Source organism: Plantactinospora soyae, assembly GCF_014874095.1.
GTDB classification, from domain to species: Bacteria; Actinomycetota; Actinomycetes; order Mycobacteriales; family Micromonosporaceae; genus Plantactinospora; species Plantactinospora soyae.
Map to the genome: position 1 here is coordinate 7,031,041 of NZ_JADBEB010000001.1, position 21,128 is coordinate 7,052,168.

Consider the following 21,128-nt stretch of genomic DNA (forward strand, 5'->3'; position numbering starts at 1 on the left):
TGCCGCTCATGGCGAAACAAGCTCGGGGTACATGATCGGAATCGGCGCCGACAACCTTGCCTTGATCTCCTCGCTGTACGCGTCGACCGTGATCTCGTAGTCACGGGCGGCGATCCCGGCCAGTGTCCGGTCCACGATCGCGTCCAACCCGGGGTCGGCCTCGCACAGGCCGAGCACGAGCCCGGCGACGTGGACGCCAGCCGGGGCAAGCTCCACCCGCAGGGCATTGGTCGCCGACCAGAGGGCGGCCTGCGAGACGGCGTACGCACCGCTGAGATTGATCCACGCCTGCACCGAGTACACCATCAGGATCACGCTTCGCGGCGAACCGGCCAGCACCGGCGCGAAGGCACTGGCCAACCGGATCGCGCCGACCACATTGGTGTCGAGGTGGGCCGCGACGGCCGCCAGGTCACCCCCGCCGACGGTGACGGGGGGCCATTCCGGGAGTCCGTCGTTGTTCAGCAGGATCGTGGCATCGGAGGCCTCGGCCCTGGCCCGCTCGATGGTGTCGATGTCACGCACGTCGAGTTCGACCGCGACCACCCGATCGCTCGACCAGTCGCGGGGCTGGCGTCCGCCCGCGTAGACCCGTGCGGCACCCTGGGCGAGGAACCGGTCGACGAAGAGCTCGCCGAGATCCGACGACGCGTCGGTGACGAAGACGACCTCCGACTCGAAGCCAGGCATGGCCCTCCTCTCCGTTCTACGCGAAGGGTAGCGCCGTACCCGCTCGGGAGAGGCCCAGCACGATGTGCATCCTGCTGTGCCACGCGTGCACCGCAGGTCGGCCTGACCAGGCCACCCGGCCGTTAGTTCACTGTGTGCACAGCAAGATGCACGACGGGTGAAGGCGCCACGTCGGGCATGGCGCCTACGGTTCGGCCATGACTCCCGACACCATCGTGCTGGTGCACGGCTTCTGGGTGACGCCTCGTAGCTGGGAACACTGGATCACGCACTATGAGCAGAAGGGGTTCCGCGTTCTCGCGCCCGGATACCCCGGGTTCGAAGTCGAGGTCGAGGCCCTCAACGCCAACCCGGACATCATCACCGCGGTCACGGTCCCGGCCATCATCGACAAGGTCGAGAAGATCATTCAAGGTCTGGACCGGCAACCGATCATCATCGGGCACTCGGCCGGCGGCGCGTTCACGCAGATCCTGCTCGACCACGGGTACGGCGCCGCCGGCGTAGCGCTCAACTCCGCACCCACCGAGGGCGTACGGGTGGTGCCGCTGTCGCAGGTGAAGTCGACGTTCTCGGTACTGAAGTCACCGGCCAACCGGCACAAGGCCGTCGGCCTCACGCTGGAGGAGTGGACGTACGCGTTCACCAACACCTTCACGCCCGAGGAATCCAAGGCGTTGTACGAGCGGTACCACATCCCCGCCAACGGCGGCATCCTCTGGGGCAGTGTGCTGGCCAACTTCCAACCCGGCCACCAGGACACCTGGGTCGACTACCACAACGACAAGCGCGCTCCCCTGCTGTTCGTCTCCGGCAGCGAGGACCACATCATGCCGCCCGCCATCCAGCAGTCCAACCACAAGCACTACAAGTCCGACACCGTCACCGAGATTCGCGAGTACCCCGGGTACGCCCACCTGCTCCCGGCGCAGACGGGCTGGGAGGTCATCGCGGACGAGGTACTCGACTGGGCGCTGCGCCACGCCCGGACCGGTCCCGTGCCGACCAGCGGATGACGGAGGTCCGGGTCACCCACATCGGCGGGCCGACAACGCTGGTCGAGTTCGCCGGGTGGCGGGTGCTCACCGACCCGACCTTCGACCCGCCCGGCCGGACCTACCAGTTCGGATGGGGCACATCGTCGCGGAAGCTCACCGGCCCGTCCATCGCCCCGGCAGACCTGGGACCGATCGACGCGGTGCTGCTCACCCACGACCATCACGGCGACAATCTCGACGACGCCGGCCGGGTGCTGCTGTCTGGAGTCGGCACCGTGCTCACCACGGTCCCCGGCGCGAGACGACTGGGCGGCAACGCCACCGGTCTCGCGCCGTGGGCCACCACCCGTCTCGTCCTCGACGGCCGCCCCACGATCGAAGTCACCGCGACACCCTGCCGACACGGCCCACCGCTGAGCCGTCCGATCGTCGGTGACGTCATCGGCTTCGCGCTGAGCTGGAGCGGCCAGCGACACGGGCTGTTCTGGGTCTCCGGAGACACCGTGTTGTACGGCGGCGTCCGGCAGGTCGCCCAGCGGCTCGACATCGGCACCGCGCTCGTACACCTCGGTGGCGTCCGGTTTCCGCTGACCGGGCCGCTGCGCTACAGCATGACCGGTCGCGAGGCCGTCGAACTCTGCCAGGCGATCCAGGCGCACACGGTCATCCCCGTGCACTACGAGGGCTGGCAACACTTCCAGCAACCCCACGCGAAGCTGGCGCGGGAACTGGACGCCGCGCCGGACGACGTCCGCCGTAGCGTCCGCTGGCTGCCGGTCGGCGTGGCGAGCGACATCACCGTCTGACCTGGTCCCGCTGCGACGGCACGGCACCGTTGCGGTTGCACCGAGAGACGCGGTACGCGGTCAACCGGCCCAGGACCGGATGTACTCGTCGACGAGTTTCATCCGTACCTCGAGCGTGCCGGCGGGTACGTCAACCAGTTCAAAACCATGTTCCCGGTACGCCTGCTCGTGGAAGCGTTCGAACCTGACCGACTGTGCGAGGGTGATCCGGCGCGCCGCTGTCGGCGTGATGAATCCGAGCAGGTGGACGAAGAAGACGCGTGGTTGATAGATGCCCTCCCCGACGACGCGGTCGATCTCCCTGGCCAGGGTCGGCGTCACCGGCCGCCCGGCGTAGTGGGCGAGCGCCAACGTGCAGATCGGCGACCGGTCGAATACCTGGACCGTGGTCGCGGGCGGCGCCGGCTGCTCCTGGCGGTCACGCTGGAGCAGCGTGACCGCGTCGATGAAGCCCGCATCGCGCCACGGCTCGTCGCGACCCAGCGCCTGTTCGCGGGCGATGACGTCGGTCGCCGCCTCGTCGACCACGGCGTATCCGCGATCGCGAAGCGCTGCCACGATCGTCGTTTTTCCGGCGCCCGGCGCGCCGGTCAAGATGTATCGCCGCACAGCGTCGACTCCTCTCGGGCAGGGTGTCGGGCCGGCACATTCGATGGCCGGCGGACAGGGGAAACGGGATGGGGTGCAATGGCGGGGGTGGCCGCCGACCGATCGGCGGCCCGGTCGACTGGGCGCCGATGCGAGGCGGAGGTGACCCGGCGGAGGCTGGCGCCGGGAAGCCGCACTCCCCGGATGGACACCGGGTCGCGGTCGGACGGCGAGACCATCATCAGGCAACGGCATGCTGCCGACGCGGGTACTTACAGAATGACGACAACCAAGGGCCGACGGCTACGGATAACGAGTTACGAAGACGCCGCTGGCCGGGTCCCCGTGGGTGGGGACCCGGCCAGCGGTGATGCCATGTTTTGTTGTTTAGCTGTTGTTCCAGGCGTTGGCGACGAGGTCAGCGGCCTGGTTCTCCCACTTGGCGTACGCGTCCGGGTACGCCGAGACCTGCACCTTCTGCGCCGCCACGGTCAGCGGCAGATCATGCCAACCATCAACCTGCTTCAGACCCTTGAGGAACGCGATCGTCGAGTACTCCGGATCGGTGATCTGATCCGGCGAACCCCAACCCGAAGACGGCCGCTGCTGGAACAGACCCAGCGAGTCATGGTCGTTACGGTCACCCAGGTGACCCAGGTTCTCCAACTTCGACTCCTGCAACGACGTTCCGACCGCGATCACGGCGGCACGCTCGTCCAGACCAGCCTTCTTCGTAGCCTTCACGATCGCCTTCACGTTCCCGGACTGCTCGCCCGAGAGCGGAATCGACTGCTGCTCACCCTGCACACCACGCGGAACCAGCCTGTCCCGCGACGGCTTAGCGTCCTTCTTACCCTTGTCCTTGTCGTTCTTGTCCTTGTCGCCCTTGTGGTCCTTGTCGGCCAGCACCGACTGCGACACCGACACCGGCCTGTTGTGCTCCGGGGCGGCCTGAGCCGCCACCGCGGGACCGGCGACCGCGCCACCGACAAACGCCAAACCAGCAAGACCCAACACACTCTTACGAACAATCGAAGTCTGCTCGACGGCCGGGAGCCATCGGCTGAACAGAGTCGTGTTCACGATGGTTACCTTCCACTCGGGGATGAACACCCCACGGGGGAAATCCGGGGTGCCAGTGAAACCAAACTGTCCCGAGACGAACAAACGCCCGCCTCCAGGGACCAAGACTTGTCCGGGAAGTACCGGGGGGCTACTCAACCGAACACCATATGTAACGACCGGGGGCCCAGGATCATTCCCGGCCCGCCACCTGTCAGCCCAGCTCACAGACCGTGGTACTCGGTCGTACGGGTAATGTAACGACCGGCCCCCCACCAACATTCCCACCAGCCGAGTCGATCAAGTCTGCGTTCCGGACACCTGGGCGAATCTCGCCCAGTCACCCCGGAACCTCCTCCTCGGCGCCCACAGCGTAGGCCACCTCGCAGTCGCGACTCCGGCGTCGATGCGTGCCGCCAGGCACATTGCGTACGGCGTCCTAGGATACTGGGTACGTCGCTCAACCCGCGTGATGGACGAGGGATGCCTACAGTGCCGGGCGACGATTCGTCGGGCTGACGAGGCCGGACTCGTAGGCGAGTACGACGAGCTGGGCGCGATCCCGGGCGTGGAGCTTGGTCATTGCCCGGCTGACGTGTGTCTTCGCGGTCGCCTGGCTGATCACCATCTGCGCGGCGATCTCGTCGTTGGACAGGCCACGGGCGGCCAGCGCCACGACCTCGCGTTCCCGGTTGGTCAGGATCTCCAGGGCCTGCGAAAGATCGCCGTGCGGCGGACGGGAGACGTACTCGTCGATCAGCCGGCGGGTGATGGTGGGCGAGAGTAGGGCGTCGCCCCGGGCGGCCACCCGTACACCGTGTAGCAGGTCCTCCGGCTCGGTGTCCTTGACGAGGAAGCCACCGGCCCCAGCCCGCAGCGCGGTGTAGACGTACTCGTCGAGGCCGTAGTTGGTCAGCATCACCACGTGCACCGCGGTCAGGCGCGGATCGGCGGCGATCTGCCGGGTCGCCTGGATGCCGTCGAGAACCGGCATCTGGATGTCGATCAGCGCCACGTCGGGCAGGTGCGCCACGGCGAGCGCCACGGCCTGGCTACCGTCGGCCGCTTCGGCCACCACCTCGATGTCGTCCTCGGCGTTCAGCAGCGCGCGGAACCCGGCGCGGATCAGGGCCTGATCGTCGGCGAGCAGCACCCGAATCACGAGTCCGCACCCAGCGGCAGTTCGGCCCGGACCCCGAAACCGCCACCGTGGCGTGGACCGACGCGCAACGATCCGCCGAGGGCGGTGACCCTCTCCCGCATCCCTACCAGCCCCACCCCCGGTACGACGTCCGAGCCATCGTCGTCGAAGCGCCCGCCGTCGTCGCGGACGGTGCCGCGCCCGTCGTCGTCGACGCGGACCGTCAGTGCATCGTCGCGGTAGTCGAGCTCGACCACCACGGTCGCCGCCCCGGCGTGCCGGGTGACGTTGGTGAGCGCCTCCTGGATGATCCGGTACGCGGCACGGTCGACCGGAGCGGGCAGTGGGCGCCTGTTCCCACAGACCCCGACGGTGACCGGGAGGCCAGCCTTCCGTGCCCCCTCGACGAGGTTCTCCAGCCGCTCCAGCCCGCTACCGGGCTGGTCACCGTCGCTGCGCAGCACCTCAAGGGTCGCCCGCAGCTCCCGGGTCGCCTCGCCGCTGGCCTGCTGGATGGCGAGCAGCGCCTCGGGTACCGGCTCGTCGCGCTTGCGAGCCAGGTGTACGGCGACACCGGCCTGCACCTTGATGATCGAGATGCTGTGCGTGAGCGAGTCGTGCAGTTCCCGGGCGATCCGCAGCCGTTCCTCGTCGGCCCGGCGTCGGGCGGTCTCCTCCCGGGTCCGTTCGGCATCGGCAGCCCGCTGTTCCACCTGCTCCAGATAGGCCTGCCGCTGCCGGGTTACCTCGGCGGCCACGCTCGCCGCGACCATCCAGCCGATGAGCAGGAACCACCGCTCGAAGACGTCGGGAGCCGCTTGGCCGCTGCTGGAAAGGGCGAGTTCGGCGGCGAGGCCTCCGACCAGGATGCCTACGATGGCGGTGCCGGCGACCCGATGATGCCCGGCCCGCACCGTGGCGTACAGGGCGAACATCGTCGGCACCGCGGGGACGACTCCGGGATAGCCTCGCGCCTGGTAGACCAGCAGGCAGACCGTGGTGATCCCGAGGACGAGTCTGGGCGTCCGCCGACGTAGCGCCAGCACCGCCGCCGAGAGCACCAGCAGCAGGCAGCCGGCCACGTCGAGCGGTACCCGGCCGGTTCGCGCGGTCGCGCCGCCGAGCAGCACCAGTACGGCGACGCCAAGGGCCACCTGCCAGTCGCGCGACCTTCCGCGCCAACCATCGTCGCGCATGGTCGAAACGGTAGACGACCATCGGGGATCCCGCGTCCGGCGGAGGATGCAGTCCGCCGCTACCGCACGGGACGTACTTCCGGTTCGGGCTACGCCGCCGTCGGCAGCCGCGATTGTCGTCCCTGGACCGACGACCTCGACCACCAGGCGACGGCATCCTGACTACTCGCAACGCCGATACCCGGGGGACGGCGCCCGGATCGGCATCGGCCCCGTTTCCCGGACCGTTCCGTCAGCCCAGTGAAGGCGGGTAACCCATGAGCGAGCCTGTCGACCGTACGCGCGCCCCCGGCAGTGGCCCCGACGCCCGTGTCGAACCCGGTTCCGGAGTCGGAGCCGGTCCGGCGGACGGCCGCAGAGGTGCCTGGATACGTCCACTGCGGACGCTCGCGCTGCTCTCCAGCGGTCTGCTGGCCGGGGCGTTCTGCTACGGCGCACTCAACGTCGTGCAGGCGTTCAAGGCGGTGCCGCTCGACGTACGGCTGACGTTCCATACGGCGTTGATGAGGATGAACGGGCCCGTCATGCAGACGGTGATGGCGGTGGCGCTGCTCAGTACGCTCGCGCTCGCCATCCTGCTCCGTACCACGTCACGACGGCTCGCCGGCACGGCCAGCGCACTGGTGCTCACCACCTTCCTGGTCACCCGGTTCGGAAACGTCCCGATCAACGGCCAGATCAAGGTCTGGCTGGCCACCTCGGTCCCGGCTGATCATGCAGAGATCCTGCGGCGTTGGGAGCTGTTCAACTACGTCCGGACGCTCGCTGCCCTCACCGCGTTCCTCCTACTGCTGACCCTCGTCGACGGGGTCATTGCCCGCCGGGGCGGAGCAGGCGCCGGGGCCGGAGGGGCCGCCTGATGTCGCCGACCGCCCACGCTGGCCGAGGATCCTTCGTCGGGCTGGTCGCCGGTCGGCGTACCAGGTGGGTGGTGTTGGGGTTCTGGCTGATCGCCGCCATCGCGGCGGCCGGCCTGGCCGGCCGGCTGGGGTCGGTGCAGCGGGACGACGCCGCAGCCGCGCTGCCGGCGGACGCCGAGTCCACCCAGGTCGTACTGCTTGCGCCGTCGACGGCCGACACCGAGGCGCTGCCCGCGGTCGTGGTCTACGAGCGATCCGGTGGACTCGTCGACGCCGACCGGGCCAAGTTGACGGCCGACGCTCGGCTCTTCGCCCAGCGTGGCGACCTCGATGGTGCCGTCGTCGGGCCGACCCTGAGCGCCGACGGGACCGCAGCGCAGATCGTGCTCTCCCTCGACCTCGGTCCGGACCCGTTCGAGCGGGTCGGGGATGCCGTCGCCACGATCAGGCAGGTCGCGCGGGCGGACGCGGGCGGGATGACGGTGCACGTGGCGGGGCCGGCGGGATCGCTCGCCGACCAGAGTGCGGCGGTCAGTGGGATCGACACCCGGCTGCTGCTGGTCACCATCGCCGTCGTCATCGCGATTCTGCTGGTCACCTATCGCAGCCCGGTGCTGTGGCTGCTGCCCGTGCTCTCCGCCGGGTTGGCGCTGGTCGCCGCGCAGGCGGTCGTGTACCTGCTCGCCCGGTACGCCAACCTGGCCGTGACCGCCGACAGCAGTGCGATCCTGACCATCCTCGTCTTCGGCGCGGCCACCGACTACGCACTGCTCATCGTCGCCCGATACCGGGAGGAACTGCGGCGGCACGAAGATCGGAACGATGCGATGGCGGTGGCACTGCGGCGGTCCGCGCCGGCGATCATCGCCAGTGCGGGTACGGCGGTGGCTGCGATGCTGTGCCTGCTGCTGGCCGACCTGAACTCGACCCGGAACCTCGGGCCGGTGCTCGCCGTCGGCGTCCTGACCGGGCTGGTGGTGATGCTGACCGCGTTTCCCGCGCTGTTGGTGAGTACCGGTCGCTGGGTCTTCTGGCCGGCTCGTCCCCGGTACGGCTCCCCCGCCGCCGACGCCTCCGGCCGGTGGACCCGGATCGGCCGGAGCATCGCCCGACGTCCTCGCCTGACCTGGCTGGCGACCACGTTCGCGCTCGGCGCGATGGCGCTCGGCATCATCCAGCTCGATGCCAGCGGGCTGAGCAGCCAGGAGTCGTTCCGGGGCAGCCACGACTCGGTTCTCGGTGCGCAGGTGCTGAACCGGCACTTCGCCGCCGGTGTCGGCACTCCGATCATGGTCGTCAGCCGGGCCGACCGAGCCGACGAGGTACGCGCGGCGGTGCTCGGGACCCGGGGCGTCGACGCCGGTTCGGTCACACCGGGCGAGATCCACGGCGGCCGTGCGTACCTGAAGGCCACCCTCATCGAGCCGGCGGACAGCCAGGCCGCGTACGACACGGTGGACCGTGTACGTGGGGCGGTGCATGCCGTAGCGCGGGCGGATGCGCTCGTCGGTGGCGACACCGCCATCCAGCTCGACATCCAGCGCACCGCGCGAGCCGACCGGAACATCCTGCTACCGATCGTGTTCGCGGTGGTGTTCACGATTCTGGTACTGCTGCTGCGGTCCCTGGTGGCTCCGCTGCTGCTCATCGGAACGGTGGTGCTCTCGTTCGGGGCCGCGCTCGGCGCGAGCGTCCTGGTGTTCCGGCACGTCTTCGGCTTCAGCGGGGAGGACAGTTCACTTCCGCTCTACCTGTTCGTGTTCCTCGTCGCGCTCGGCGTCGACTACAACATCTTCCTGATGACCCGGGTCCGCGAGGAGGCCGCCCGGCACGGCACCCGACCCGCGACGGTGCTGGGGCTGGCGGCGACCGGGGGCGTGATCACGTCGGCGGGTCTGGTCCTCGCCGGCACCTTTGCGGTGCTGACGACCCTGCCGTTGACGATGATCGTGCAGCTCGGTTTCGCGGTCGCGATCGGCATTCTCCTGGACACCGTCGTCGTGCGGTCCGTACTGGTTCCCGCGCTCAGCTTGGATGTCGGACGACACCTCTGGTGGCCGAGCCGACTGTTCCGCGAATCGGCGGAACCGTAGTCGGGGCCGGGGGTTGCGGTACGAGTACCGGCCGGGGTGGGGCGAAGACGCCGCTGGCCGGGTCCCCGTGGGTGGGGACCCGGCCAGCGGTGCTATCCAAGCGTCTTCGTTGTTTAGCTGTTGTTCCAGGCGTTGGCGACGAGGTCAGCGGCCTGGTTCTCCCACTTGGCGTACGCGTCCGGGTACGCCGAGACCTGCACCTTCTGCGCCGCCACGGTCAACGGCAGATCATGCCAACCATCAACCTGCTTCAGACCCTTGAGGAACGCGATCGTCGAGTACTCCGGATCGGTGATCTGATCCGGCGAACCCCAACCCGAGGACGGCCGCTGCTGGAACAGACCCAGCGAGTCATGGTCGTTACGGTCACCCAGGTGACCCAGGTTCTCCAACTTCGACTCCTGGAGGCTCGTGCCCACCGCGATCACGGCGGCACGCTCGTCCAGACCAGCCTTCTTCGTGGCCTTCACGATCGCCTTCACGTTCCCGGACTGCTCGCCCGAGAGCGGAATCGACTGCTGCTCACCCTGCACACCACGCGGAACCAGCCTGTCCCGCGACGGCTTAGCGTCCTTCTTACCCTTGTCCTTGTCGTTCTTGTCCTTGTCGCCCTTGTGGTCCTTGTCGGCCAGCACCGACTGCGACACCGACACCGGCCTGTTGTGCTCCGGGGCGGCCTGAGCCGCCACCGCGGGACCGGCGACCGCGCCACCGACAAACGCCAAACCAGCAAGACCCAACACACTCTTACGAACAATCGAAGTCTGCTCGACGGCCGGGAGCCATCGGCTGAACAGAGTCGTGTTCACGATGGTTACCTTCCACTCGGGGATGAACACCCCACGGGGGAAATCCGGGGTGCCAGTGGTACGTGATTCCGTCCCGAGGCGAACACGCGCCTCCAGGGACCAAGACTTGTCCGGGAAGTACCGGGGGGCTACTCAACCGAACACCATATGTAACGACCGGGGGCCCTGGATCATTCCCGGCCCGCCACCTGTCAGCCCAGCTCACAGACCGTGGTACTCGGTCGTACGGGTAATGTAACGACCGGCCCCCCACCAACATTCCGGGCCACAAACTTGATCATGAATCGAACCGGACACCGGGGGCACCGGACGCATGCCGTCGGATCGGCCGCGAGGTCGTCGTGCAGCGGTCGACGACGGACGAGGTCAGTCGCCCCGGTTCCGTGGGGGCCGGTCGAGCAACAGGTCGGCGGCGCGGACGAGAACCTGGGCCCGGGTGCGATCGCCGTGGTCGGCGGCCAGGAAGTGCTCTCCGATCGCCACGCAGAAGGCGAGCAGGCTGCGGGCCTCGATCTCGTCGGCGTCGGAACAGAAGGTGCCGATCATCTCGCGCAGCAGTCCCATGCGCCGGTTGTCCACCCGTCGCAGGCGCTCGGCAACCCCCTCGTCCCGCCGCGCCCAGTCCCGGATCGCGAGGTCGATCGGCAGCAGGCGGTCACTGGAGAAGGTGAGCGCACCCGCGCGCTGAATTTTGCTCCTCGGGTCGCCGCCCTCGCGCTCGATTCGGTCGAGCACCTCGTCGGTGCTCTCCCGCTCCCAGACGTCCAGCATCGCCTCCAGCAGTGCGTCGCGGTCGGCGAAGGAGCCGTAGAACCCGCCCTTCGTGACGCCGAGACTCTTCGCCAGCGCCTCGACACGGACCGCGTCCGGGCCTCCGGCTGCCAGCGCCTGGAGCCCTTCCTCGATCCACCTGTCACGCGTCGTGCGGATCGCGCCCACGATGCGCCTCACCTCTCCGTATACGCCACCGTATATAGGGGCTAACCTGGTCTTGTACGGCATCGTATAGATGAACGGGGACCGTGAGATGCCCGTCCACTGTGTCGAGAGTGTCGTGGGCACGCCCAACGTTTCCGAATCCATCCGCGCACTGTGTTCGTTGCCGGGCATCGACTACGCCGACCAGTTCACCCTCTCCACGGATCCGGTCGCGGACGCGACACCGGAGCAGTGGGCCCGGGCGATCTTCGGCGACGTCCCCAGCGTCGCGCAGCTGCTGAGCTGGCGTGCTGTCCTCGGTCTCCGACTCAGCCGAGGGCGGTCGCCGGCCACGGTGGCCGGATGGCGGATCGGCGGACGTGGCGAGGACTGGATCCGACTCGAGACCGCTTCCTGGTTCATGACCGGCAACCTCGTTGTGCAGACAACCGACGGACGGGTGTCGCTGGGGACCTTTCTGCATTACGACCGGAGCCTGGGTCACGACCTGTGGCCGCCGTTGTCCGCCATTCATCGCCGGCTGATCCCCGGGGCGCTCCGCAACGCCGCAGCGAGGATCAGGCGCCGCGACGACCGCCGGAACCCGGGCGACTGACCGTGGGGCCATGGTCCCGGTCGGACCCGTCGCGCCGTCGTCCGGTTCGTCGAGCAGCATGACCAGGGCCCGGGTGCCGCTGGTGACCACTGCATGATCCTGCAGGAACCAGTTCCCGGGCACACAGGGCCGCCGAGGATCAGCGACCGGCGGTGGTGCCGGTAGCGAGTACCTCGGTCGCGGAAGTGAGCCGGCGAGCCGCCAGTTCGGCGAGCAGCGCAGCGCCGTCGGCGAGCACGCTGTCGTCGTACGTGGCCCGGGGCGAGTGGTTTCCCGGTGCCGTCTCCGGGTCGTCGGTGGTGCACGCGCCGAGGAAAAGGTACGCCCCGGGTACCCGGCCCAGTACCCGGGAGAAGTCCTCCGAGCCGGTCACCGGGTTGCGCAGGTCCGCGAACCGGTCCGCCCCGAACACCTCACGGACGGTCGTGGCGGCGAACTCGTGCTCGGCGGGATCGTTGACCGTGACCGGATACTCCGCCTCGTACCGCACCTCGGCCCGCAGGCCGTGGGCCGCGGCGAGCTGCTCGCAGAGCCGTACCGCGTGCTCCCCGATCTGTTCGGTGACCGATTCGTCGAAGGTCCGTACGGTCGCCTCGAAGTACGCCTCGTCCGGGATGACGTTTCGGCGGGTTCCGGCGTGGAAGGTGCCGACCGTCAGCACCACCGGTTCGAACGCGTCGAACCGACGGGCGACCATCGTCTGCAACGCGGTGACCATCTCGCAGGCGACCGGCACCGGGTCAAGGGTCGTGTGCGGCCGGGAGCCGTGCCCACCCGCCCCGACGACCTTGACGAACAGGCCGGCCGAGCCCGCCATCAACGGCCCGGGTCGGGACGAGAACACGCCCCGGTCGAGAATCGAGGCGAACACGTGCAGCCCGTACGCGGCCTCGACCGGTCGACCGGCGGCGGCGAGTACGCCCTCGGAGATCATGTGGGCGGCGCCGTCGAAGCCCTCCTCGCCGGGCTGGAACATGAACACCACGTCACCGGCGAGTTCGTTCCGCCGGGCGGCGAGCAGCCGGGCGGCGCCGACCAGCCCGGCGGTGTGCAGGTCGTGACCGCAGGCGTGCATGAGGCCCGGATGCCGCGAGGTGAAGTCGACGCCGGTGCCCTCGACGATCGGCAGCGCGTCCATGTCGCCCCGGAGCAGCACGGCCGGTCCCGGCCTGCCGCCGCGCAGTACGGCGGTCACCGAGGAGAGCGCCTTGCCGGTGCTGATCTCGAGCGGCAGGGGTTCGAGGGCGGCGAGCACCCGTTCCTGGGTACGCGGAAGGTCGAGGCCCATCTCCGGGATCTGGTGCAGTTCCCGGCGCAGTGCGACCAACTCGTCCTGGATCTCCGCCGCGTCATCCCGCAGACTCATCGGTCCCCCACCGTCGTCGTACCCGAACTGCCGTTTCCTCGGGTCGGTCGCCGCAGCACAGGCCCCGGCAGATATCCAAGATCCTACGGAGCGGGGTCGGGCGGGCAAGTGTCACGACCAGCCCCGCCACTGTGGGAGTGACGAACGGCACCCCGGCGGGCTCGGCTTCGGGGGCACCGGACGGCGGCCGGTCGGAGCCGGGAAGGGCTGCGGCCGATCGGAGCCGGGAAGGGCACCGGCGACCCGGCCCGGGATGACGGGCCGCCGTCCGGCCATCGGACATCAGATGGCCGGACGATGTCGATCACCGGCTCCGCTGGCGTGGCCCGCGACGGGTCGTTATGGTGCCGTCGGCGCGCCTACCAGGCGCGCGCCCCCGTCTAGGAAAGGCACGGCATGACCCCCCTCACCGGCCCTTCGCGGCGGCAGGTGCTCGCCGGCGCCGCCGCTGCCGCCGCAGCACCGCTCGTCGGCACCGCACCGGCGCAGGCGCACCGGCCGACCCGGCCGAAGACCTACGACCTCACCGTGCTGGGTACCTCGGACACCCACGGCAACGTCTACAACTGGGACTACTACCGCGACGCCGAGTACGACGACAGCGCCCACAACGACGTCGGGGTGGCGAAGCTGGCCAGCCTGGTGAAGCAGATCCGCACCGAGCGGCGGGGCAAAGCCACCCTGGTCCTCGACGCCGGTGACACGATCCAGGGAACCTCGCTCGCCACCTACTACGCCAAGCAGGAGCCGATCACCACCACCGGTGAGACGCACCCGATGGCGCGGGCGATGAACATCCTCGACTACGACGCGGTGACGCTCGGGAACCACGAGTTCAACTACGGGCTTCCGCTGCTGGACAAGTGGATCCGGCAGCTCGGCTTCCCGGCGCTGGCCGCCAACGCGGTCAACGAGCGCACCGGCAAGCCGGCGTTCACGCCGTACCTGATCAAGAAGGTCTCGCTCGGACACGGCGCGCCGACGCTGCGGGTCGGCATCCTGGGTCTGACCAACCCGGGCACGGCGATCTGGGACCGTGGCCACGTCGAGGGCAAGCTGCGCTTCGAGGACATGGTGGCGACCGCCGCGAAGTGGGTTCCGGTGATGCGGGAGCGCGGCGCCGACATCGTGCTGATCTCGGCGCACGGCGGCGACAGCGGTACGTCGAGCTACGGACCGGAGCTGCCGAACGAGAACCCGTGCGCGATGATCGCCGAACAGGTACCCGGGATCGACGCGATCCTCTTCGGTCACGCCCACAACGAGGTGGTGGAACGGTTCGTCGCGAACGTCAGGACCGGCGAGCGGGTACTGCTGTCCGAGCCGTCGAAGTGGGGCCAGCGGCTGACCCGGATGGACTTCACCCTCGAACGGGACCGTGGACGCTGGCGGATCACCACCAAGCGGGCCACGATGCTGAACAGCAACACCGTGCCGGAGGACCCGAAGGTGCTCGCAGCGGTACGCGGTCAGCACGCCAAGACGGTCGCGTACGTCAACCAGGTGGTGGCCACCTCCGCGGTGGAGTTGTCGGCGGCGGAGTCCCGGTACAAGGACACCCCGATCCTGGACTACATCAACAAGGTGCAGACCGACACCGTCACCGCCGCCCTGGCCGGCACCCAGTACGCCAGCCTGCCGGTGCTGTCGATCGCGGCGCCGTTCAGCCGGACCGCCGTCTTTCCGGCCGGCGACGTACGGATCAAGGATGTCGCGGGGCTCTACATCTACGACAACACCCTCGAAGCGGTGGTGGTCAGCGGCGCCGAGGTACGGGCCTACCTGGAGTACTCGGCGAAGTACTTCCGCACCTTCGGGCCGGGCGCACCCGTCGACCCGGCGCAGATCAGTGACCCGGCCGTACCGGACTACAACTACGACACCCTCTCCGGCGTCGACTACGACATCGACATCAGCCGGCCGGTGGGCCAGCGGATCACCAGCCTGACCCATCCGGGCAGCGGAACCCCGGTCGCCGACAACGACCAGTTCGTGATCGCGGTGAACAACTACCGGCGCAGCGGCGGCGGAAACTTCCCCGGGATCGTGAAGACCCAGATCTACAACGAGCAGCAGGAGATCCGTCAGCTGCTCATCGACTGGGCCCAGGCCAAGGGCAGCATCGACCCGGCCGACTTCTTCGAGCCGAACTGGCGACTGGTCCGCGAGGGCGTCCCCGTCTTCTGACCAGGTGCAAGGAGGGGCCCCTTCTTATCGTTTCTTGTAGAAGAAGGGGCCCTTCCTAACGCTCTGCCGGCACGCCGGCCGGTTCGGAGACATGGGCGCTGACGATGCGCCAGCCGATTGGCAGGCGTACCCAGGTCTGGGTCTGCCGGCCGGTGGCGTTGCCGTCGGGGTAGTCGAAGAAGGTGTTCACCACCGCCGTGTCGGCACCGAAGGTGCTGATCACGGTGCCGTGCAGCCGCCGGCCGGGCGGCAGCGGTGGCTGCTCCGACCGCCACCGCCGCTGCTCCTCGATCCCGACCTGATGGTCGGCGACGCCGAACCGGACCGTCCGGGCCGAAGCCCAGAAGTAGCCGATGATCGCGTCCACGTCGCCGGCCGTCAGCGCCGCCTCGTAGCCGGCGAACTCGGCCCCGATCTCGGCGACCACCTCCGGCCGGTCAACGTCCACCGGTCGTCGCCTCCGCCCCGGCCGGCGCCGACGACTCCGGGTCGGCCGTTCGTTGCACCGGCAGCGCCGGGTCCGCCGACGCGAGAGCTGGCGCCGACGCGGGAGCCGGCGACGACGCCGGATCCGGCGATGACGCGGGAGCCGCCGACGACCGGCCGCCGTGCTGGCGGTCGAGTTCCCGTTCCTCGGGCTCCGGCTCGCGGGGTGGGATCTTCGCCAGTGCGAACAGGCCGCAGATCACCGCCACGAACAGGTACCCCAGCGCCACCTGGCCGTTGGCGTTCCATTCGATCCGTTCGCCGTGGATGAGCCCGATGAAGGCAAGGGCCGAGCCGACCGCCGCGAAGATCGCCGCCCGGGTGAACCGCTTGTCGATGATGAACACCACCACCGCACCGAGCACCAGGCCCGCCAGGATCGCACCCTGACCGAGTACCAGCAGCCCGTCGTAGACGACACCGGCACCGGCCAGCGCCGAATTTCCCACCTCGGCGGCGCTGGTACCGGCCGCGGCGAGCACGTTGTCCATCTGCCCGGTCGCCCAGGCGGCGATGTTGGGAATCAGCGCCGCCACCACCGCTGCGGCGTGTACCCGGGGCGTCGCCTGGAACGCCTGCGCCCCGATCAGCAGGCCGATGTAGAGCAGGATCGGCACGATCGCGGCGGTCGGGAAGATCGTGGCGAGCAGGCCGAACATGCCGAGGAAACAGAGCACCGCGATGACCACCCCGGTCGCCATCGAGTAGCCACTGCGACCACCGGCGGCCTTCCAGCCCGGATGGCCGACGTAGACGGCCGGCGGAAACGGCGAGCCGAGTGCCGCACCGATGACCGCACCGGCCCCGTCCGCGAGCAGCACGCTGCGCAGGTTGTAGTTGTCCCCGGCCGTGGCCGCACTCTCCACGTTGGTCATGCCCTCGGTGAAGTTGTAGACGCCCAGCGGGATGGCGGTGGCGAGCAGCGGCGCCATTTCGGCGAGCCCGTCGAACAGCAGCCCGAGTTGCAACGACGGCAACCCGAGTGCGATGTCCCCGGCCGCCGCCGAGACGTCCGGCACCGACATCGCCCCACCGATCCAGCCGATCGCCGTACCGAGCAGCAGGGCGGCCAGCCCGATCGGAATGTTGCCGGGCAGTCGTACGTCGGTGAGCAGGCCGATCAGCAGCAACGCCAGTACGGGAAGGGCGATCCAGGCCATCCGCCACATCTGACCGGCCGGGTTCATCGAGATGAAGGTGATGGAGATTCCGGCCAGGGTGCCGAGCAGTGCCGCCCGAGGGGCGTACCGGCGGATGTACGGGCCGACGAACGCGCCGATCAGCACGATGACGCCGATGATGAACGCCCAGGCCACCCCGGCCTGCCAGGCCTGCCGCGCGTCCTGGGTACGCAGATAGATCGGCAGCATGATCACGAAGATCACGATGAACATGTGCGGCACACTGGGCCCGTACGGCAGCGCGGTGACGTCGGTACGGTTCTCCCGGCGGGCCAGCCGCCGGGCCAGCACCGTGTAGTAGATGTTGCCGGCGACCAGGGCGATGCCCAGCGCCGGCAGAATGGTGCCGAACACGTCGCCGGAGGAGAGCCTGACGACGCCTAGACAGAGGGCGGTCAGCGTCAGCACGTTGACCAGGACGTTGACCCCGAAACCGAAGAAGGCGTTGGTGTCGCCGCGCACCCAGAGCGGGAGATTCGCGGCGGTGCGCTCGGTCGTCTTCACCATGGCTGGCACCCTTTCCGGTCAGGAGGGTTGCAACACGGACGTGGCCGTTGCCGCGACTGCGGCCGGCTGGGACGAACTGGTCGCGGACGGATCGGAGCCGGGCGGAGTCGCGACGGTGGAAGACGGCGCGGAAGCGACGACGGAGGACGCCGCAGAGGCGGCCGGCGACCACGCCGTGGTCAACTCGGTGATCACCTCGGTCGAGTCGGCGACCCAGCCGAAGATCCCGCCCTGTGCGGAGATCATGTCGAGACCGACCCGCTGGAACTCGGGAAAGTACGATCCGACGCAGTCGGCGAGCACCAGACACTCGTACCCGCGATCGTTCGCCTCCCGGACCGTCGTGTGCACGCACACCTCGGTCGTCACGCCGGTGACCAGTAGGCTCGTTATCCCGCGTTCGGTGAGCATCGCGTCCAGGCCGGTGGCGTAGAAGGCGCCCTTGCCCGGCTTGTCGATGACCGGCTCGCCGTCGGTCGGCGCGAGTTCGTCGATGATGTCGTGGCCGTACTCGCCACGGATCAGGATCCGGCCGTTCGGTCCGGGGTCGCCGATCCGGGCACTCGGTGCGCCCCGGTCTCGCTTGGCCGGCGGGCAGTCGGAGAGGTCGGGTAGGTGCCCCTCCCGGGTGTGGATGACCGGCAGCCCGGTCTCCCGGGCCGCGGCGAGCAGCGCCGTGAGCGGCGCGATGGTCCGGCGCAACTGGGCGACGTCGTTGCCCAGGCTCTCCCCGAACCCGCCGGGTTCGAGGAAGTCGCGCTGCATGTCGATGACCAGCAGCGCGGTCGTGGACAGTTCGAAGGTGTACGGATCGGGACGCGCGTCGACGGTAGGCATGGAAGATCCTCAGGGGTAAGGGATCCGTCGCGACAACGGCGGTCAGTCGTCGGTGATCGCGGCGAGAACGTCGTCGGAGGTGCTGACGCAGCCGAAGACCCCACCCTGCATCGTCACCATGTGCAGGGCGGCGGCGTGGTTGTCCGGGTCGGTCGCGCCGGTACAGTCGGCGAGGATCAGGCACTCGTAGCCCCGATCGTTCGCCTCCCGCATCGTGGTGTGTACGCAGACATCGGTGGTGATGCCGGTGAGAATCAGATGGGTGATGCCCCGGGTACGCAGCACCAGGTCCAGGTTGGTGGCGTAGAAGGCGCCCTTGCCGGGCTTGTCGACGACTACCTCGCCGGCCGCCGGAGCCACCTCGGGCACGATCTCCCAGCCGGGCTCGCCCCGGACCAGAATCCGCCCGCACGGGCCGGCCGCGCCGATCTCGGCGCCGATCCGGGCCGACCGCCAGCGCTTGTTGGCCGGCAGATCGGAGAGTTCGGGATCGTGGCCCTCCCGGGTGTGCACGACCAGCATGCCGATCTCCCGGGCCCGACTGAGAAGTCGAGCGGTGGCGGGCAGGCCGGCTCGGGTGAGGCTGATGTCGTAACCCATGCTGTCGACGTAGCCACCTGGACCGCAGAAGTCGGTCTGCCAGTCGATACAGAGCAGTGCGGTACGTTCGGCGGGTGCCGAACCGTCGTACGGCCAGAGGTAGGGGTCGGCTTTGACGGGGCCGATGCGAGGCACGGGGGCGGCTCCCTTCAGACGGGACTGGGTCGACCGGTACGCGTGGCCTGCCGGTAGGCGCGCCACCCACCGGTGGCGGTGATGTCCTCCACCTCGTCATCGGCCGCGTACGCCTCACCGAGGAAGCCGAGCACCTCCCGGCCGTCGTGCAGGCGCAGCCAGCCGAGCGACAGAGGCGCCGGTACTCCGGCGAGCAGCCCACCGATCGCGCCGACCGGCAGGCGCCAGAGTTCGATCTCGATTGCTGCGCCGTCGGCGGGACCGACCCGGACCAGAGTCGGTAGGCCGACGCCATCCTCGGAGGGCAGCCGGTAGAGGCGGTACAGCGGTGCGGTTCGACCGACTCCGGCGAGGATCGCGTCGCGTTCGATCAGTTCCGCGTTGCGGGACTCACCGCTCAGGTGCCGGCCGACCACCGCGAGCAGCATCCAGTCGTCGCCGAACGCGTCGGAGGACCCGGCGACGGTGGCAGCGCTGCCACCGGCGGCGGTCCGCGCTGCCGGGGTCGGCCCGGGCACGCTCGGCCCGCGCAGGCCGGGCCCGGACAGGCTCGGCCCGGACAGGGTGGGCCCGGGCACGCTCGGCCCGGACGGGGTGGGACTGGACAGGGTCGGCTCTGCCACCGCCGGCCCGGACACGGTGGGTCCGACGGTCAGCGCGGCGGCGAGCTGGATCAGGGTGATGTCGCTGAACGCCGGACCGACCAGGGTCAGGCTGGCCGGCCGGCCCGCTTCGGTGAACCCGTTGGGTACGGTCACCGCAGCCAGGTCGAGCAGGTTGGCGAACTGGGTGTAACGGCCGAGCATCGTGTTGCGGCCGATCGGATCCTCGTCGATCTCCTCGATCGTGAAGGTGGTACCCACCGTCGGCACCACCAGTACGTCGATCCGCCGCCACAGCCGGTCCGCCCACGCGCGTAGCTCCTGGAGGCGGTGCCGGGCCCGGAAGACCTGCGCGGCGTCGTAACGGCGTCCAGCCTCCAGCACCTTCCGGGTCACCGGAAGTACGGCCTCCGGTCGGCGCCGCAGGAAGTCGTCGAGGTCGGCCAGGCGCTCTGCCACCCACGGGCCCTGGTACAGCAGGTCACCGGCCTCGAACAGCGGACGAAGGCCGACCGGTTCGGTCTCGCCCACCAGCGCGGCGACCCGGTCCTGTCCGACGGTGAACCGGTCGCGCTGGCCCAGGTCGCCGAAGAAGTCCAGGTCCTCGGCCCGGGGCAGGCCGAGCCGGAGTGTCCCGGGTGGGCGCGCGACACTCCGATCCGCAGGTAGCGGCCGTGCCCACGGATCGTCCGGGTCGACGCCGCACGCGACCCGGAACACCGTGTCGGCGTCGTCCGGAGTGTGGGTGAAGATGGATACGCAGTCGAGCGATCGGCAGGCCGGCACGACCCCGGCCACGCTCAGCAGTCCCCGGCTCGGCTTCATGCCGACGATTCCGTTGCAGGCCGCCGGCACCCGCCCGGACCCGGCCGTGTCCGTACCCAGCGTGAAGGACACCAGGCCGGTGGCCACCGCTACAGCCGAGCCCGAACTCGACCCACCGGCGATCAGGCCGCCGCCGAAGACACTCTCACAGGTTCCGTACGGCGAGCGGGTTCCGGTGAGCCCGGTGGCGAACTGGTCGAGGTTGGTCTTACCGACGAGCATCGCCCCGGCATCGAGCAGCCGGGTCAGTACGCCGGCGGTCCGGTCCGGTCGGTACGCGAACTCCGGGCAGCCGGCGGTGGTCGGCAGACCGGCCAGGTCGATGTTGTCCTTCACCGCGAACGGCACTCCGTAGAGCGGCAGGGCAGCCATCTCGTCCCGGCGGTCGTACAGCTCGGCCGCGCGGGCCCGCAGCTGTGCGGCCGGTACGGTGCTGATCCAGATCGGGTTCCCGGTCCGGTCCCCGAGCGCGGTGAGGACCCGATCGGCAACATCCAGCGTGGTCAGCTCTCCGGCCGAGTACGCGGACCGGAGGGCCGCTGCGGTGCCGATCGGTTCTGGCATACAAACGATTGTCGACCGTTCTGTTTCGACGGATCGTCAGTCAGGTAACGACGATGTGTCA

General features: G+C 69.3%; 19 protein-coding genes. 6 read left to right on the forward strand and 13 right to left on the reverse strand.

Features of this window, described 5'->3' with window-relative positions:
* Positions 1-6 precede the first annotated feature (6 nt).
* Positions 7-690 (reverse strand): SDR family NAD(P)-dependent oxidoreductase, encoded by a 684-nt coding sequence (locus H4W31_RS30755; protein WP_192769827.1) that lies wholly within the window; start codon positions 688-690, stop codon positions 7-9.
* Positions 691-887: 197 nt separating this feature from the next.
* Between H4W31_RS30755 and H4W31_RS30760 the strand changes: the two genes are divergently transcribed.
* Positions 888-1,706, forward strand: coding sequence for an alpha/beta hydrolase (locus H4W31_RS30760; protein WP_192769828.1), 819 nt, complete (start codon positions 888-890; stop codon positions 1,704-1,706).
* On the forward strand, positions 1,703-2,494 hold the full coding sequence (locus H4W31_RS30765) for an MBL fold metallo-hydrolase (protein ID WP_192769829.1): 792 nt from the start codon (positions 1,703-1,705) through the stop codon (positions 2,492-2,494). Before H4W31_RS30760 ends, H4W31_RS30765 begins: the two co-directional genes overlap by 4 nt.
* A 60-nt stretch (positions 2,495-2,554) precedes the next feature.
* Here H4W31_RS30765 and H4W31_RS30770 read toward each other — a convergent pair whose 3' ends face one another.
* The 4 genes from H4W31_RS30770 to H4W31_RS30785 form a co-directional block, all read right to left on the reverse strand.
* Positions 2,555-3,103, reverse strand: a complete 549-nt coding sequence (locus H4W31_RS30770) for an AAA family ATPase (RefSeq protein WP_192769830.1) — start codon at positions 3,101-3,103, stop codon at positions 2,555-2,557.
* A gap of 366 nt (positions 3,104-3,469) precedes the next feature.
* Positions 3,470-4,153, reverse strand: a complete 684-nt coding sequence (locus H4W31_RS30775; RefSeq protein ID WP_192772517.1) for a hypothetical protein — start codon at positions 4,151-4,153, stop codon at positions 3,470-3,472.
* 478 nt (positions 4,154-4,631) lie between these two features.
* Positions 4,632-5,306 (reverse strand): response regulator, encoded by a 675-nt coding sequence (locus tag H4W31_RS30780; protein WP_192769831.1) that lies wholly within the window; start codon positions 5,304-5,306, stop codon positions 4,632-4,634.
* The gene (locus tag H4W31_RS30785; protein ID WP_192769832.1) at positions 5,303-6,481 is read right to left on the reverse strand and encodes a sensor histidine kinase; all 1,179 of its coding nucleotides are present in this window, start codon (positions 6,479-6,481) and stop codon (positions 5,303-5,305) included. Before H4W31_RS30785 ends, H4W31_RS30780 begins: the two co-directional genes overlap by 4 nt.
* 257 nt (positions 6,482-6,738) lie before the next feature.
* Between H4W31_RS30785 and H4W31_RS30790 the strand changes: the two genes are divergently transcribed.
* Both H4W31_RS30790 and H4W31_RS30795 read left to right on the forward strand, forming a co-directional pair.
* Positions 6,739-7,341 (forward strand): DUF1772 domain-containing protein, encoded by a 603-nt coding sequence (locus H4W31_RS30790; protein ID WP_192769833.1) that lies wholly within the window; start codon positions 6,739-6,741, stop codon positions 7,339-7,341.
* Entirely contained in the window at positions 7,341-9,434 is a 2,094-nt protein-coding gene (locus tag H4W31_RS30795) for an MMPL family transporter (RefSeq protein WP_192769834.1), read from the forward strand. Before H4W31_RS30790 ends, H4W31_RS30795 begins: the two co-directional genes overlap by 1 nt.
* Before the next feature lie 113 nt (positions 9,435-9,547).
* On the opposite strand, the gene H4W31_RS30800 is transcribed toward H4W31_RS30795, so the two are convergent.
* Together H4W31_RS30800 and H4W31_RS30805 are read right to left on the reverse strand one after the other, a co-directional pair.
* The gene (locus H4W31_RS30800; RefSeq protein ID WP_318783492.1) at positions 9,548-10,243 is read right to left on the reverse strand and encodes a hypothetical protein; all 696 of its coding nucleotides are present in this window, start codon (positions 10,241-10,243) and stop codon (positions 9,548-9,550) included.
* A gap of 366 nt (positions 10,244-10,609) precedes the next feature.
* The gene (locus H4W31_RS30805) at positions 10,610-11,194 is read right to left on the reverse strand and encodes a TetR/AcrR family transcriptional regulator (RefSeq protein WP_318783494.1); all 585 of its coding nucleotides are present in this window, start codon (positions 11,192-11,194) and stop codon (positions 10,610-10,612) included.
* A 103-nt stretch (positions 11,195-11,297) separates the two neighbouring features.
* Between H4W31_RS30805 and H4W31_RS30810 the strand changes: the two genes are divergently transcribed.
* Positions 11,298-11,777, forward strand: coding sequence for a hypothetical protein (locus H4W31_RS30810; RefSeq protein WP_318783495.1), 480 nt, complete (start codon positions 11,298-11,300; stop codon positions 11,775-11,777).
* Positions 11,778-11,916: 139 nt separating this feature from the next.
* Here the strand turns inward: H4W31_RS30810 and H4W31_RS30815 are convergent, their stop codons facing one another.
* Positions 11,917-13,143, reverse strand: a complete 1,227-nt coding sequence (locus H4W31_RS30815; protein ID WP_192769837.1) for a M20 metallopeptidase family protein — start codon at positions 13,141-13,143, stop codon at positions 11,917-11,919.
* Positions 13,144-13,539: 396 nt separating this feature from the next.
* Between H4W31_RS30815 and H4W31_RS30820 the strand changes: the two genes are divergently transcribed.
* Positions 13,540-15,330 (forward strand): bifunctional metallophosphatase/5'-nucleotidase, encoded by a 1,791-nt coding sequence (locus H4W31_RS30820; protein ID WP_192769838.1) that lies wholly within the window; start codon positions 13,540-13,542, stop codon positions 15,328-15,330.
* Between the two features lie 55 nt (positions 15,331-15,385).
* On the opposite strand, the gene H4W31_RS30825 is transcribed toward H4W31_RS30820, so the two are convergent.
* Genes H4W31_RS30825 through atzF form a run of 5 tightly spaced genes read right to left on the reverse strand, consistent with a single transcriptional unit; the run spans position 15,386 to position 21,067 of the window.
* Positions 15,386-15,778, reverse strand: a complete 393-nt coding sequence (locus H4W31_RS30825) for an AtzH-like domain-containing protein (protein WP_192769839.1) — start codon at positions 15,776-15,778, stop codon at positions 15,386-15,388.
* A complete protein-coding gene (locus H4W31_RS30830; RefSeq protein WP_192769840.1) occupies positions 15,768-17,504 on the reverse strand; it encodes a regulator in 1,737 nt (578 codons plus the stop codon). Before H4W31_RS30830 ends, H4W31_RS30825 begins: the two co-directional genes overlap by 11 nt.
* Before the next feature lie 18 nt (positions 17,505-17,522).
* Entirely contained in the window at positions 17,523-18,341 is an 819-nt protein-coding gene (locus H4W31_RS30835) for a cysteine hydrolase family protein (protein WP_192769841.1), read from the reverse strand.
* 42 nt (positions 18,342-18,383) lie between these two features.
* Entirely contained in the window at positions 18,384-19,076 is a 693-nt protein-coding gene (gene biuH, locus H4W31_RS30840) for a biuret amidohydrolase (protein ID WP_318783496.1), read from the reverse strand.
* A gap of 14 nt (positions 19,077-19,090) precedes the next feature.
* The gene (atzF, locus tag H4W31_RS30845; RefSeq protein WP_225945762.1) at positions 19,091-21,067 is read right to left on the reverse strand and encodes an allophanate hydrolase; all 1,977 of its coding nucleotides are present in this window, start codon (positions 21,065-21,067) and stop codon (positions 19,091-19,093) included.
* Positions 21,068-21,128: the final 61 nt, after the last annotated feature.

Bases quoted from the DNA above. Each gene is read 5' to 3' on its own strand.
- H4W31_RS30760 (WP_192769828.1), top strand. From the start codon at position 888: ATGACTCCCGACACCATCGTGCTGGTGCACGGCTTCTGGGTGACGCCT.
- H4W31_RS30790 (WP_192769833.1), top strand. From the start codon at position 6,739: ATGAGCGAGCCTGTCGACCGTACGCGCGCCCCCGGCAGTGGCCCCGAC.
- H4W31_RS30815 (WP_192769837.1), bottom strand. From the start codon at position 13,143: ATGAGTCTGCGGGATGACGCGGCGGAGATCCAGGACGAGTTGGTCGCA.
- H4W31_RS30755 (WP_192769827.1), bottom strand. From the start codon at position 690: ATGCCTGGCTTCGAGTCGGAGGTCGTCTTCGTCACCGACGCGTCGTCG.
- H4W31_RS30830 (WP_192769840.1), bottom strand. From the start codon at position 17,504: ATGGTGAAGACGACCGAGCGCACCGCCGCGAATCTCCCGCTCTGGGTG.
- atzF (WP_225945762.1), bottom strand. From the start codon at position 21,067: ATGCCAGAACCGATCGGCACCGCAGCGGCCCTCCGGTCCGCGTACTCG.
- H4W31_RS30835 (WP_192769841.1), bottom strand. From the start codon at position 18,341: ATGCCTACCGTCGACGCGCGTCCCGATCCGTACACCTTCGAACTGTCC.
- H4W31_RS30820 (WP_192769838.1), top strand. From the start codon at position 13,540: ATGACCCCCCTCACCGGCCCTTCGCGGCGGCAGGTGCTCGCCGGCGCC.
- H4W31_RS30765 (WP_192769829.1), top strand. From the start codon at position 1,703: ATGACGGAGGTCCGGGTCACCCACATCGGCGGGCCGACAACGCTGGTC.
- H4W31_RS30795 (WP_192769834.1), top strand. From the start codon at position 7,341: ATGTCGCCGACCGCCCACGCTGGCCGAGGATCCTTCGTCGGGCTGGTC.
- H4W31_RS30785 (WP_192769832.1), bottom strand. From the start codon at position 6,481: ATGCGCGACGATGGTTGGCGCGGAAGGTCGCGCGACTGGCAGGTGGCC.